14 protein-coding genes are annotated in these 13258 nt (G+C 67.8%); 3 read left to right on the top strand and 11 right to left on the bottom strand.

Going from position 1 to position 13258, the window contains the following annotated elements:
• Positions 1 to 129 precede the first annotated feature (129 nt).
• The 11 genes from mutL to OQZ28_RS10490 all read right to left on the bottom strand — a co-directional run bounded on the left by mutL (position 130) and on the right by OQZ28_RS10490 (position 10454).
• Entirely contained in the window at positions 130 to 1995 is a 1866-nt protein-coding gene (mutL, locus tag OQZ28_RS10540; protein WP_458136062.1) for a DNA mismatch repair endonuclease MutL, read from the bottom strand.
• A 54-nt stretch (positions 1996 to 2049) separates the two neighbouring features.
• On the bottom strand, positions 2050 to 2538 hold the full coding sequence (locus OQZ28_RS10535; protein WP_130730747.1) for a DUF3035 domain-containing protein: 489 nt from the start codon (positions 2536 to 2538) through the stop codon (positions 2050 to 2052).
• A 94-nt stretch (positions 2539 to 2632) separates the two neighbouring features.
• A complete protein-coding gene (gene lspA, locus OQZ28_RS10530; protein ID WP_130730633.1) occupies positions 2633 to 3106 on the bottom strand; it encodes a signal peptidase II in 474 nt (157 codons plus the stop codon).
• A 5-nt stretch (positions 3107 to 3111) separates the two neighbouring features.
• Positions 3112 to 5985 carry an isoleucine--tRNA ligase gene (ileS, locus tag OQZ28_RS10525; RefSeq protein WP_130730634.1) on the bottom strand — a complete coding sequence of 958 codons (2874 nt, stop codon included), beginning with the start codon at positions 5983 to 5985 and terminating at the stop codon, positions 3112 to 3114.
• A 96-nt stretch (positions 5986 to 6081) separates the two neighbouring features.
• On the bottom strand, positions 6082 to 7041 hold the full coding sequence (locus OQZ28_RS10520) for a bifunctional riboflavin kinase/FAD synthetase (protein WP_458136061.1): 960 nt from the start codon (positions 7039 to 7041) through the stop codon (positions 6082 to 6084).
• Entirely contained in the window at positions 7038 to 7754 is a 717-nt protein-coding gene (gene mtnC, locus OQZ28_RS10515) for an acireductone synthase (protein ID WP_130730636.1), read from the bottom strand. The genes OQZ28_RS10520 and mtnC overlap by 4 nt, the downstream gene beginning before the upstream one ends.
• A gap of 24 nt (positions 7755 to 7778) precedes the next feature.
• Positions 7779 to 8321, bottom strand: coding sequence for a 1,2-dihydroxy-3-keto-5-methylthiopentene dioxygenase (locus tag OQZ28_RS10510; RefSeq protein WP_130730637.1), 543 nt, complete (start codon positions 8319 to 8321; stop codon positions 7779 to 7781).
• A complete protein-coding gene (locus tag OQZ28_RS10505; protein WP_458136060.1) occupies positions 8318 to 8941 on the bottom strand; it encodes a methylthioribulose 1-phosphate dehydratase in 624 nt (207 codons plus the stop codon). Before OQZ28_RS10505 ends, OQZ28_RS10510 begins: the two co-directional genes overlap by 4 nt.
• 38 nt (positions 8942 to 8979) lie before the next feature.
• Positions 8980 to 9225 (bottom strand): twin-arginine translocase TatA/TatE family subunit, encoded by a 246-nt coding sequence (locus OQZ28_RS10500; RefSeq protein WP_130730639.1) that lies wholly within the window; start codon positions 9223 to 9225, stop codon positions 8980 to 8982.
• Positions 9226 to 9354: 129 nt separating this feature from the next.
• Positions 9355 to 9816 carry a CHAP domain-containing protein gene (locus tag OQZ28_RS10495; protein WP_130730640.1) on the bottom strand — a complete coding sequence of 154 codons (462 nt, stop codon included), beginning with the start codon at positions 9814 to 9816 and terminating at the stop codon, positions 9355 to 9357.
• The gene (locus OQZ28_RS10490; RefSeq protein ID WP_130730641.1) at positions 9813 to 10454 is read right to left on the bottom strand and encodes a regulatory protein RecX; all 642 of its coding nucleotides are present in this window, start codon (positions 10452 to 10454) and stop codon (positions 9813 to 9815) included. Before OQZ28_RS10490 ends, OQZ28_RS10495 begins: the two co-directional genes overlap by 4 nt.
• A 272-nt stretch (positions 10455 to 10726) precedes the next feature.
• Between OQZ28_RS10490 and OQZ28_RS10485 the strand changes: the two genes are divergently transcribed.
• Genes OQZ28_RS10485 through OQZ28_RS10475 form a run of 3 tightly spaced genes read left to right on the top strand, consistent with a single transcriptional unit; the run spans position 10727 to position 13232 of the window.
• Entirely contained in the window at positions 10727 to 11932 is a 1206-nt protein-coding gene (locus OQZ28_RS10485; RefSeq protein WP_458136059.1) for an acetylornithine transaminase, read from the top strand.
• The gene (gene argF, locus OQZ28_RS10480) at positions 11929 to 12915 is read left to right on the top strand and encodes an ornithine carbamoyltransferase (protein ID WP_458136058.1); all 987 of its coding nucleotides are present in this window, start codon (positions 11929 to 11931) and stop codon (positions 12913 to 12915) included. Before OQZ28_RS10485 ends, argF begins: the two co-directional genes overlap by 4 nt.
• Complete coding sequence (locus tag OQZ28_RS10475; protein WP_458136057.1) at positions 12912 to 13232, top strand: hypothetical protein; 321 nt, start codon at positions 12912 to 12914, stop codon at positions 13230 to 13232. The genes argF and OQZ28_RS10475 overlap by 4 nt, the downstream gene beginning before the upstream one ends.
• Positions 13233 to 13258 lie beyond the last annotated feature (26 nt).

Below are 13258 nucleotides of genomic sequence, written 5' to 3'. Positions count from 1 at the left end.
GATGCGCTGACCCTAGGAGCGTTGGATGAAAAGAATCCAGCCACGCCCCGCTCACATTATGCAGAGGAACCCCGGCATGCCGCAGCCATCGCACCCTGCCCCATGCCCTTGCAGCCCCCGGCGCGGGGCCTAGCGGCGGCCGAACATCCGCTCAAGATCGGCCTTTTCCAGCTTCAGCCAGGTGGGGCGGCCATGCGAGCAGGTGCCCGCGCGCGGGGTGCGTTCCATGTCGCGCAGCAGGGCGTTCATTTCCTCGTGTGTGAGCCTGCGGCCCGCCCGCACGCTGCCGTGGCAGGCCATGCGGGCAATGATCGCATCCATGCGGCTGTCCAGCGCATCGGCCTGGGCCGGGGTGGCAAGCTCGTCGGCCTCCAGTTCCTCGGCCAGGTCGCGCAGCATGGAAGCCGGGTTTTCCTTGCCCAGCAAAGCAGGCAGGGCGCGCACCAGCACGGACGTGCCGCCAAAGGGTTCGATCTCGATGCCCAGCCGCGCCAGCGCGGGCGCGAAAGGCAGCAGCACCGCCACCTGCCGGGCGGGCAGGTCCACCACCTCGGGCAGCAGGAGGCGCTGGGCGCGGATCTCGCCGTCCAGATACTGCGCGCGCAGGATCTCATGCGTCAGGCGCTCATGGGCGGCGTGCTGGTCCACCAGCACCAGCGCGCCATCCGCCGTCTGTGACAGGATATAGGTGCCCAGCACCTGCGCCACCGCAGCCCCCAGCGGGTGAGCCATGGCGGCAGCGGTATCGGCATGCTCCAGCACGGCTTCAGGCACGGCCTTGCGGGCTGCGGGCATAGCCGCGAGCGGCAGCGACGACTCGGCAAAACCGGGGGGCAGGCCCGGATCGGCTGGTGGGGCTGGCGCCAGTGGCTCTGCCATGCGGGTGGACAGGCCTGCCGCGTCATTCCCGCGCTCGGGCGGGTACCAGATGCGGGCGGAGGATGGCCCGCGCGACTGGAGCAGGTCGGGCCGCACGCCCGCCACACCGGCCCCGGTGCCAAGGGCACGGCCCAGCGCGCCAATCACCAGCGCGCGCACCGCAGCCGAGTCGGCATAGCGCAGCTCGGTCTTGGCGGGGTGCACGTTCACATCCACCTGCTCTGGCGGGATTTCAAGCGACAGCGCCACCACCGCATGTCGCCCGTGCTCCATCACGTTGCGATAGGCCACCCGCACCGCCGTGCGCAGCACGGGATCGACCACCGGCCGCCCGTTGACCAGCAGCATCTGCCCGTTGGCCGTGGCCCGGTGCACCGAGGGCGCGCAGATATAGCCACTCAGCTTCAGGTCGCCGCGCTGGCCTTCAACCAATAGCAGGCCATCGGCCTGACCGGCCTCGAGAATGGCCGCGACCCGGGCGGCCCGGTCCTGCGCGGGCAGGTCAAGGACCACGCGCTGGTCAAATTCCAGCCGGAACGCCACATGCGGGGCAGCCAGGGCCAGCCTGCGCACCACGTTCTCGGCATGGCCGGATTCAACGCGGGGGCTTTTGAGGAATTTGCGCCGCGCGGGTGTGGCAAAGAACAGGTCCTCCACCAGCACGCGGGTGCCCACAGGCCCGGCGCAGGGTTCAGGCTGCCCCACTGCGCCGCCTTCCACGCGGATGGACCACGCCGAATCCATCCCCCGCTGCCGCGACATGACCGTAAGCCGCGCCGCAGCCCCGATGGAGGGCAGCGCCTCGCCCCTGAAGCCAAGGGTGGAAATGCGCACCAGCGTCTCGTCACGCAGTTTGGAGGTGCAGTGCCGCTCGACTGCGAGGCACAGGTCATCGGGCGACATGCCGCAGCCGTCATCGGTCACCTCGATACGGTCGATCCCGCCCCGGTCGAGGCGGATACCGATGCGCCTTGCCCCCGAATCCAGCGCGTTTTCCACCAGTTCCTTCAGGGCTGCGGCCGGGCGCTCGATCACCTCGCCCGCGGCAATGCGATTGACCACCTGCTCCGACAGGCGACGGATAACCGGCTGTTCAGGCGTGGAAGACGTGTTCATGCGGATAAACCGGCGGTTGGGGCGGCAGGCTGCCGCCCATGCAGCGCCAGGCCCTTATTTGGCCGGGCCGCTTACGGTGGGCGTTGCCCCCTGGGTCAGGTTGCGGCCAAGGGCCGAATCCTCGCGCAGGCGGGCATTTTCAGCCTTGCCGTTGACCAGGTTCCCCGCCCCGCCGCCATGCCAGAACATCAGCTTGTCCACAAAGCTGGTATCGGCCCGGCCCATCTCGCCCTTGTCGGGCTCGTTCGCGGCTTCCTGCGCGGCACCCACGAGCGCGGTCTGCCCTGTGCTGCCCGGGCCATCGGCCCCCTGCAGCGCCACGTTGGGCGAGAGGGTTTCAAGCGCCTGCATGCGCGGATTGGTATCCTGCGCGCGCTGGACCGCGTTGCTGTTGGGCGCGCCGAGTTCATCCGATGGTGGCATGGACAGCGGTGCGCGGGTGGTGACGGTGTATTCGTCGGGCAGGCTGCGCTCGAGCCCGAAGGCGCGCGAAACATCGGCACCCGTGCACCCCGAGAGCATGAAGCCGCTCGAGACAAGCAATGCACACGAAAGGGGTCTGAGAGCTGAAATCGCCATATCTCGCCTATTACCGTTAGTGGAACGGTTCGGCAAGCATGTGCACGCCGCGCCTCCCCTAGTTTGCATCGCGATCACGCAGGTTGTCGATAATCAGGATCGCGACGCCACAATCTATCAGCGCATCGGCGATGTTGAACACCGGCCATGACCAGCCATGGGCATGGACATGGATGAAATCGACCACCGCGCCAAAACGCAGCCGGTCGATCACGTTGCCAATCGCGCCCCCCATGACCATGCCCAGCGCCACCGCCACCCAGTGCCGCCGGGTGCGCGCCATCCATACGCCCAGCCCCGCCACGATCAGCAGGGCTGCAACCGAGAAGATGATGCGGCCAGCAGACCCCGCGCCCCCCAGCATGCCGAAGGTGATGGCGTGGTTCCACACCATGGTCAGGTTCAGGCCCGGCAGCACCGGCACGCTTTCACGCGCCGGCAGGCCATAGATGTTGAGGATCCAGTATTTGCTGGCCTGGTCGGCCACCAGCGCGCCGAGCAGGCAGGCGGCACCCAGAACGCGGTTGTTCATCGCGGCTATGCCTTGCCCTGCACCACATCGACACAGCGCAGGCACAGCTCGGGGTGGGTGGCATCCTGCCCCACCTCCTCGAGCACCTTCCAGCAGCGCGCGCATTTATGGCCCGTGGCCACGCTGATGGTGGGAATGCCGTGGGGCGTGCCTTCCTGCGCCTCGTCCTCGCCCAGATAGATCGAGCCGCTGCCCGCCACCACGGTCACATCCGCCTGCGAGACAATGCTCAGCTCCGCCCAGTCCACACCCGCGAAGCGCGCGGCTTCCGCCTCCGACAGGGGCAGTTCAAGGGCTGCCTGCAACGAGGACTTGACCAGCCCGTCACGCCGCGCGGTCTCGATCTCGGTGGTGATGACGCGACGCACGGCGCGCAGCATGGCCCAGCGTTCGCCCAGTTCGGGGTCGTTCCACTCGGTTGGCAGGTCCGCGAAGGATTGCAGGTGCACGCTCTCGGTATTGCCGGGGCGGGCCAGCCAGGCTTCCTCCGCCGTAAACACCAGCACCGGGGCCAGCCATGCGCACAGGTTGCGGTGCAGGTGGTCGAGCACGGTGCGGGCCGCGCGGCGCTTGAGGCTGTGGGGGCCATCGCAGTAGATGGTGTCCTTGCGCACGTCGAAGTAGAAGGCCGACAGGTCGGCGGCACAGAAGCCGTGCAGCGCGGGATAGACACCCACCCATTCATGCGTTTCCACCGCGCGGGCCACGAGGCCGCCGAGTTCGGTCATGCGGTGCAGCACCCAGCGCTCCAGCTCGGGCAGCTCGGCATAAGGCACGCGCTCGGCCTCGGTAAAGCCATCCAGCGCGCCCAGCAGCCAGCGCAGCGTGTTGCGCAGGCGGCGGTACAGCTCGCCCTGCTGCTTGAGGATTTCCTTGCCGATGCGCAGGTCCTCGTTGGTGTCCGAGTTCATGACCCACAGGCGCAGGATATCGGCGCCAAGGCTGTCATTGACATCCTGCGGGGCGATGACGTTGCCCAGCGATTTCGACATCTTGCGGCCCTGATCATCGAGCACGAAGCCGTTGGTCACCAGCGCCTTGTAGGGGGCTACGCCGCGCGTGCCGACACTTTCGAGCAGCGAGGACTGGAACCAGCCGCGATGCTGGTCCGAGCCTTCAAGATACAGGTCGGCGGGGAAAGGCATGTCGCCATGGCCCAGCACGAAGGCATGGGTCGAGCCACTCTCGAACCATACATCGACAATGTCGAACACCTGCTCGTAATCATCGGGGTTGCGGCCTTCGCCAAGGAAGCGCGAGGCGGGCGAACTGTACCACGCATCCGCCCCTTCGGCGCGGAAGGCGGCAATGATGCGCTCCATCACCTCTTTATCGCGCAGCACTTCGCCGGTGCGCTTTTCCACGAACACGGCAATGGGCACGCCCCAGGCACGCTGGCGGCTGATGCACCAGTCGGGCCGGCCCGCCACCATCGAGGTCAGGCGGTTACGCGCCTGCGCGGGCACGAAGGTCACCTTCTCCAGCGCCGCGAGCGCCCGGTCGCGCAGGTGGCCCTCGCCATCCATGCGGATGAACCATTGCGGCGTGGCGCGATAGATGATCGGCGCGCGCGAGCGCCATGAATGCGGGTAGGAATGCACCAGCACCGCCCGCGCCACCAGCCCGCTGGGCGCGGTGCCCGCGCTTACCGCACGCTGCATGGCCTCAAGCAGGGCCTGGCACACCGGCTCGGCGGCCTTGAACACATGGCCACCGGCAAAAAGCGGCACATAATCGGCGTAGCGGCCATCATCCATCACCAGTTCGGTGATTTCCAGGCCATAGGCGCGGCCAAGGCTGAAGTCGTCCTCGCCATGGGCAGGGGCGGTGTGCACCAGCCCGGTGCCCGCCTCGGTGGTCACGTGGTCGCCGGGCAGCAGCGGCACGTCGAAATCATAGCCCTGCCCGCGCAGCGGATGGGCACAGATCGCACCTTCGAGCGCGCTGCCGGGCAGGGTGTAGAGAACGTGGTGGGCGGTAATGCCCGCCGCCTCGCAGAACGGCGCGATCAGGTCCTCGGCCACCAGCACCTTCGCTTCGGGCTCCAGCAGCGCGTTCTCACTCACGCCATCAACCCGCACCACGGCATAGGTGATGTCGGGACCGTACGCGATGGCGCGGTTGGCGGGGATGGTCCACGGCGTGGTGGTCCAGATCACGGCGGCCACGTCTTCAAGTGCCTTCGCTGGCGTCGGGTCGGTCACGAAGGGGAAGGCCACGTGGATGGCGGTGGATTCATGATCGCGATATTCGATCTCGGCCTCGGCCAGCGCGGTCTTTTCAACCGGGCTCCACATGACCGGACGCAGGCCACGGTACAGCAGGCCGTTGAGCAGGAACTTGCCGATCTCGCCCGCGATTGCCGCCTCCGAGGAGAAATCCATGGTGGCATAGCGGTTCGCCCATTCCGCCTGCACGCCCAGCCTGCGGAACTCGGCTGCCTGCGTGTCGAGCCATTTCTGGGCATAGGCGCGGCACTCGGCGCGGAACTGCAGCACTGGCACGCTGTCCTTGTCCTGCCCGCGCTTGCGGTATTCCTCCTCGATCTTCCATTCGATCGGCAGGCCGTGGCAGTCCCAGCCCGGCACGTAATGGATGCCGTACCCCGCCATGCGGTGGGCACGGTTGATCACGTCCTTGAGGATCTTGTTCAGCGCGTGGCCGATATGCAGGTGGCCGTTGGCGTAAGGCGGGCCGTCATGGAGCATGAACACGTCACGCCCCTTCGCCTGCTCGAACAGGCGCGCATCGAGCTTCTCGCCTTCCCACCCCGCCAGAATCTCGGGTTCCCGCCGGGGCAGGTTGCCGCGCATGGGGAAGGAGGTCGTCGGCAGGAAGACCGTCTCCCGATAGAGATCCTGTGGTTTTGACTCGGACATGGCCTGTTCTGTTCTTCTGGCAGGGGAAAGTTCAGCTGGCCCCGGAGAATGCACGCTCAGGGGGCGCAACCTTATGGGTGCGGCGGCGCGGCGCGGTCAAGCCTTGGCGGGCGGGCTTGCCGACTGGCGCGCGGCAAGCCAGGCACTGGCCTGCGCGGAATCACGCGCGATCTGCGCCTTGAGCGCATCGAGCCCGTCAAACCGGCGCTCGGCGCGCAGCAGCGTGTGCAGCGCGACCGACAGGGTCTGGCCATACAGGTCGCCATCAAAGCCAAGCAGGTGCACTTCCAACCGGCTTTCCTGCCCGTCATTGATGGTGGGCCTGCGGCCGATATTGGCAACGCCGGGGCAGACCCGGCCATCGGGCAGGCGCACGCTCACGGCATAGACCCCGCGCGCGGGCTCGAGGTGGCGGCCAAGGGCGATGTTGGCGGTGGGGAAGCCAAGCAGACGGCCGCGCTTGTCGCCATGCTGCACCACGCCGCGAATCGACCACGGGCGCCCGAGTTCCTCCGCTGCGCGCTCGGGGTAGCCATCCTGCAACAGCCTGCGGATGCGGCTTGAGGAATACGGGCCCAGCGAATCGGATAGCGGGGGCACCACCGTCAGCCCGATGCCCAGCGCCTCGGTCTGCTCGGTCAGGAAATCGACATTGCCCTGCCTGCGGTGGCCAAAGGCGAAGTCCATACCGCAGGCCACGTGGCGCAGGCCAAGCCCTTCATGCAGCACGCGGGTCACGAAATGCTCGGCCCCCATGGCGCTGAATTCGGGGTCGAACCCGATCTGGAACACATGCCTGACCCCAAGGGCGGCAAGCGCTGCAAAGCGCTCCTCGGGCAGGGTGAGGCGAAAGGGCGGATCCTGCGGGCGGAAGAGTTCGCGCGGGTGCGGCTCGAAGGTCACCACCGCCAGTTCACGCTCGGGGCGGGCGGCGTGCAGCGCATGGACCAGATGGGCATGGCCCAGATGCACGCCGTCAAAATTGCCCAGCGCCGCCACGCATCCCCGCGCGCTATCGGGGATATGCCGCCAGTCGGTATGCAGCCGGGCCTTCATGCCACCTCCGGGTGGGGCAGGCCGAAACGCTGCGCCACCTCGGCCAGCGAGCCTGCCACCGGGTGCGTGGTGCCGGGCTGCGTGCCGTCCTGCGCATGCACGATCTGGCAGGTGCGCAGGCCCGCTTCCGCCGCCGCGTCAAGCTCGGCCACCACATCGGACAGGAACAGCACGTCGCCCGCCTGCCAGCGCGCGGCATCAAGGATGTGGCGGTAGCTTTCGGCATCGCGCTTGCCGCCCATCTGCAGGTCGTAAAACCCTACGAACACGTTGCTCAGGTCGCCTTCGGTCGTGTGGCCATAGATCAGCTTCTGCGCCGCCACCGAGCCGGAGGAGTAGACTGCGAGCGACAGCCCCGCCGCCGCCCAGCAACGCAGCGCGGGCACCACGTCAGGGTAAAGGGCGGCCTTGAGCACGCCCTCGGCATAGCCCTGCGCCCAGACCATGCCCTGCAGCGCCTTGAGGGGGGCGACCTTGGCATCCGCGTCCATCCATGCCTCAAGCTGGTGCAGGGGGGGCACGCCGGGGGCAAGACGCGCGATTTCCGCGATCTGGGCCTTGACCGCGGGGTCATCCGCATGGGTGCGCAGCAGGGCGGGCAGCGCCTTGCGGGCATAGGGGAACAGGGTCGCATGGACGAAGGAAACCGGAATGGTCGTCCCCTCGATATCCAGCAGCACCGCGCGTACTGGCGGCTGCGTGGCCTGGGTCACGGTCTTGTTCTCCTTCGGTGCGGCTCAGGCTTCGGCGGGGAAGCTGGCGGCGATGTCACTGCCGGTATAGCGCGCGATCCAGCCATCGGGGTTGGTGAAGATGCGCAGCGTCACGAAATCGGGCGTCTCGCCGCCATCAAACCAGTGCGGCGTGCCCGCGGGCACCGAGATCAGGTCGCCCGCCGTGCAGCGCACGTCATACACGCGGCCCTTCACATGCAGGATGAAGTCACCCTGCCCATGCACGAAAAACCGCACCTCGTCCTCGCCATGCGTGTGCTCGGACAGGTATTTGCGCCGCGCCTCCGCCCAGCCCTGCGTATCGGGGCCCACGCGCAGCACATCGGCCGAACCCGCTCCCGTCTCGCCCATAAGCTGGTCGAGATAGGGGCGGTAGGCGGCCAGCACCTCGGCCTCGGGGGCCGCGCGGTCGGGGGTGACCGGGCTGTTCCACCGCTCGAAGCGCACGCCGATGGGCGCGAGTTCGGATGCGATGCGGGCGGGATCGGTCAGGTGGATGATGGGCGTGCCGGGATTGTTGTCGGCATAGACATTGAGGCGGCTCATGGGAGCTTCCTTTTTTCCAGTTCGCAGGCGAGCAGGAACTCGAGCCCCTCCAGCCGCGCAAGGGCCATGTCCATGTCAGCCCCCCACACATACACCCCGTGGCCACGGATGATGTAGCCCGCGCGCATGCCATCAAGGTGCGGGGCCACCACGCGCGCGAGGCGGGCGATGTCCTGGTCGTTGTCGAATATGGGCACATGTACGCGGGCGGCATGCGTGTCCTGCCCGGCGAAGACCTTCTGCACCTCGTAGCCTTCAAGCACCAGCGCGTCGCCGCCGGCCATCGACAGCACGGTGGAGGCGACGGAGTGGCCATGCAGCACGGCCCCTGCCGCCGGGTCATGCGCATAGACCTGGCAGTGCAGCAGTGTCTCGGCGCTGGGCCGGTCGCCCCGGGCAAGCGGGCGCCCCTGCGGATCGACGCAGATCACCCCGTCGGACCCAAGCAGCCCCTTGTGGCCGCCCGAGCGCGTGATGGCGAGATTGCCATCAGGCAGGCGGATGCTGATATTGCCCGCCGTGGCGGGCACCCAGCCAAAACGGTCCATGCGCTGGCCCGCGGCGATGATCCGCTCCACCGCGCGGCAATACGCCCCTGCGGGAAAAACTGCCTGCGTCATGATTTAACGTGGCCCGTACGCACGCTCGAAAAGCCGCGTCATTTCACGTTATTGGCGGAAGGCTGCGGCGCTTCGGTAAAGGAGGCGTCCTTTTCCTTGGCCGCCCCCGGGAGCTGGCCGGAGACCGCGGTTTCGTGCGGTTCCTCATCGGCCATGTTCTTCTTGAACGACTTGATCCCGCGCGCCATGTCACCCATGAGCGAACTGATCTTGCCGCCGCCGCCAAACAGTACCAGCACCACCGCCAGTACGATCAGCCAATGTCCCCAGCTCAAGCTACCCATCGCATCCCTCGATCCGCGTCCATGACGCAAAATGCCGTGTTGGCCGCCCTCCCGCATGGGAGCGGCCTGCCCTCTCCGCCTATGTGAGGGGAGAGCGCATGATATGCAAGCACCCCTGCCGCACGCCACTCAGCCCCGTGGCAGGATGAACCCATAGGCAGGATAGACGGTTTTGCCCATGCCGTGAATGGGGGACCACCATACCTTGACCTGCGACCAGTCATTGCGCCCCGATACATCGACCACCGGCTCGCCGTGGCCCACCCTTCCCGGCACCCAGTTGGCCTGGTCCACCAGCACCTCACGCGGGCTGCGCACCTGCCGCACGACCGAGACATGCCCGTCAGGCAGGCGGCCCGTGGCCCTGAACACCAGTACCGCCCCCGCATGGGGCACATGCGTGCGGGGGTAATGCCCCTGCGCCTGCCCCCACCATGAGGCCGCATCGCCGCGCAGCTGCACATGCGTGACCTCCCGCGCATAGGGCGCGCACTGCACGGCGCCATGCCAGCCCCGCCCGCTGCCCCCGGCACACGCCGCAAGCGACAGGAGCGCAAGCCCTGCCGCCCCCCGCGCCAGCACGCGCCTCACGCCATCCTCATACGCATGATCCTGTCCTCCGCCTCGTCACGCTCCATGTCCAGCGCCGCGCGCGCCGTATCGCGCGCAAAGCCCGCGCGCGCCATGGCATCCATCGCGCGGCGGTAGCGCAGGGCGGCCTCCGCCTCATCCGCATCGGCCCGCAGGAAAGGCCCCGCCCGGCGCTTGCGGATGAAGACGAGCGCCGCCGCCAGTTCGGTCTCGCGCCCCTCGCCATCACGCGCGCCCAGCGCTTCCTCCACCGCAACGCCTGCCGTTGCCTCATCCACGCCGCGCGCGCTCAGATGCGCTGCCACCATGCGGCGCGAGCGCCCGGCGCGGGCCAGCGAACGGGCCCGGAATTCGGCAAAGCGGGCATCATCGACGGCTCCCAACCCTTCCATGTCGGCCACGATGCGCCCGATCAGCGCGCGGGCGGGCTGCACGGCGCGGGCCGCCTCCTCGCCGTCCATCCCGCCATCAACCGCGCGTCGCGCCCAGCGCTCGACATGGCGGGTCAGCACCCGCGTCACCCCCGCCCGCGTGGCCGAGAAGCGGGCCAGATAGGCCAGCGCCACCGCGCGCAGCGCCGCGCCATCAGGCGCGGGCGGCAACGGGCGGGGAGCGGAACGGGAAGGACGGGCCACCATAATGTACGCAGTGTGCCACAATCAGCCCCCGCGCGCCTATGGCTGTATGGCAGGCATGGCCGGAACGCGGGGTGGAAATGGCGCTGAAGGTTGCATTTCGGCCCGGCGCGCCATATTCTTCCGCTTTTCCGGCTCCCGGCTGGCATGGGCGAAAGCCCCGCATGAGGGCCGGGAAAGGCAGGACCGAAAAGAGGCCCACCCCGAGCGGTGGGTTGTTTTCGTTTCTGGACCATCATTCTTTTTTCTTTGAACCGAAATCGCAAGGCCATTCCATGATTTCCGCCCTGATGCCGAATTACAATCGCGCCGACCTCGCTTTCGAGCGTGGCGAAGGTGCCTGGCTGTACACGGTGGACGGGCGACGATTCCTCGATTTCGGCTCCGGCATCGCCACCTCCTCGGTCGGGCACAACAATCCCCATCTGGTGCAGGCCATCGCGCAGCAGGCGCAGCGTGTCATGCATGTCTCCAACCTGTATCGCGTGCCGCAGGCAGAGCAGCTGGCCGAGCGGCTGGTGGCCAACAGCTTTGCCGACAGCGCCTTCTTCTGCAATTCGGGCGCGGAAGCCAACGAGGGCATGATCAAGATGATCCGCCGCGCGCAGGCCAAGTCCGGCCACCCCGAGCGCACGCGCATCATCTGCTTCAACGGCGCCTTTCACGGGCGCACGCTGGCAACCCTGTCGGCCACCGGCAACGCCAAATACCTCGATGGCTTCGGCCCCCGGGTGGAAGGCTTCGACCATGTGCCGCTCAACAACATGAACGCCGTGCGCGACGCCATTGGCGCCGAGACGGCAGGCATCATGATCGAGCCGGTGCAGGGCGAGAGCGGCATCCATGTGGCCGACCCGCGCTTCATGCGCGAATTGCGGGCCGCGTGCGATGAATACGGCCTGTTTCTGGGCATGGACGAGGTACAGTGCGGCATGGGCCGCACCGGCCGCCTGTTCGCCTATGAATGGTCGGACATAACCCCTGACATCCTGTCCACCGCCAAGGGCATTGCGGGCGGCTTCCCCATGGGGGCGGTGCTGACCACCGAGACCATTGCAAGGCACATGACCCCGGGCAGCCACGGCACCACCTTTGGCGGCAGCCCGCTGGCCTGCGCCGCCGCCAACGCCGTGCTCGACATCATCCTCGCCCCCGGCTTCCTTGAAGGCGTGCGTGCGCGCGCGGCACAGCTTGACGCAGGCTTTGACCAGCTGATCGCAACCCATCCCGGCATCTTCACCGCCCATCGCGGCCTCGGGCTGCTCATTGGCCTCAAGTGCAGGCCCGACGTGGCGCTGGTGCAGAATGCGGCGGTGGGCGAAGGCATGCTGTGCGTGACGGCGGGCGACAACGTGCTGCGCCTCCTCCCCCCCCTGACCGTGACCGAGGCCGACTGCGCCGAGGCCCTGTCCATGCTGGACCGGGCGGCTGCGCGCGTGCAGGCCCACCTCGCGGCCACCAATGCGGAGACCGTGGCATGAACGCGCTGCGCACCCCCACCCATGTCACGCCCCGCCATTTCCTTGACCTCAAGGAAATCGACGCCGCAACGCTGCGCGCCATCCTTGACGTGGCCAGCGGCATCAAGCGCATGCAGGACCACCGGGCGCGCCCGATGCACCCGGCCCTGCCGCTGCGTGGCCGCGCACTGGGGCTGATGCTCTCCAAGCCTTCCACGCGCACCCGCGTGTCGTTTGAAGTGGGCATGCAGCAGCTTGGCGGCAACGTGGTGCTGCTTGCGCCATCCGACATGCAGCTCGGCCGCGGCGAGAGCATTGCCGACACGGCGCGCGTGCTCTCGCGCTTTGTCGATGCCATCGTGCTGCGCACCGGCAGGACCGAGAACCTGCGCGAGCTGGCGCGGTGGAGCAGCGTGCCGGTCATCAACGGCCTGACGCCGGATTCGCACCCCGTGCAGATCATGGCCGACATCATGACGTTCGAGGAACATCGCGGCCCGATCAAAGGCCGCACGCTGGCCTGGGTGGGTGATGGCAACAATGTCGCCACCTCCTTCATCGAGGCGGCCGCCCTGTTCGGCTTCCACCTGCGGCTGGCAACGCCGCCCACCCATGCGCCCTCGGTCGCGGCAGTAGCCTGGGCACGCGAACATGGCGCCGACATCACGGTCACGACCGACCCGACTGTGGCGGTAAAAGGCGCTGATGCGATCATTACCGATACCTGGGTCAGCATGTCCGACAAGGCATCCGACCAGCGGGTGAGCGCGTTCGAGCCCTACCGGGTTGACGCGGCGCTGATGGCGCATGCCGCCCCCGATGCCCTTTTCCTGCACTGCCTGCCTGCCCATATCGGGGAGGAAGTGACCGAAGACGTGTTTGAAGGCCCCCGCTCCGTCGTGTTCGATGAGGCGGAGAACCGCCTGCACGCGCAAAAGGGCATTCTGGTCTGGGCACTGTGTGGCGCGGACTGGCAGCAATATGGAAAGGAACCCAACCCATGACCGGCCCCGCCGAACAGCCTGCCCTGCCCACCGGCACCGAAGACACGCCCGAGGTGCCCGGCTGGGCGGAAAAGAGCGCGCGCGACATTTTCGCGGCCCTGCCGGTGCATGACGCCCGGCTTGACGCCATCCGCGATGCCTATCTGGACTGCCTTGCCGGTGCGGGCCGCACGCAGGACCTGGACATGGAGCATGACCGCTGCCGCCAGCAGGCCCTCAGCGCCGTGGAAAACACGGGCCTGCTGCCTGCCGCCAGGCTTGAAGACCTCGACCAGCGCCTTGAAGCGCTGGAGGCGGATATTACCGCCAACCTCTGATTTCCCAGCGCCCCGCTGCCATGGCG

This window comes from Komagataeibacter sp. NFXK3 (genome assembly GCF_054182245.1).
The sequence above is the reverse complement of the archived record's forward strand: the minus strand, read 5'-3'. Positions and strand labels throughout refer to the sequence as shown.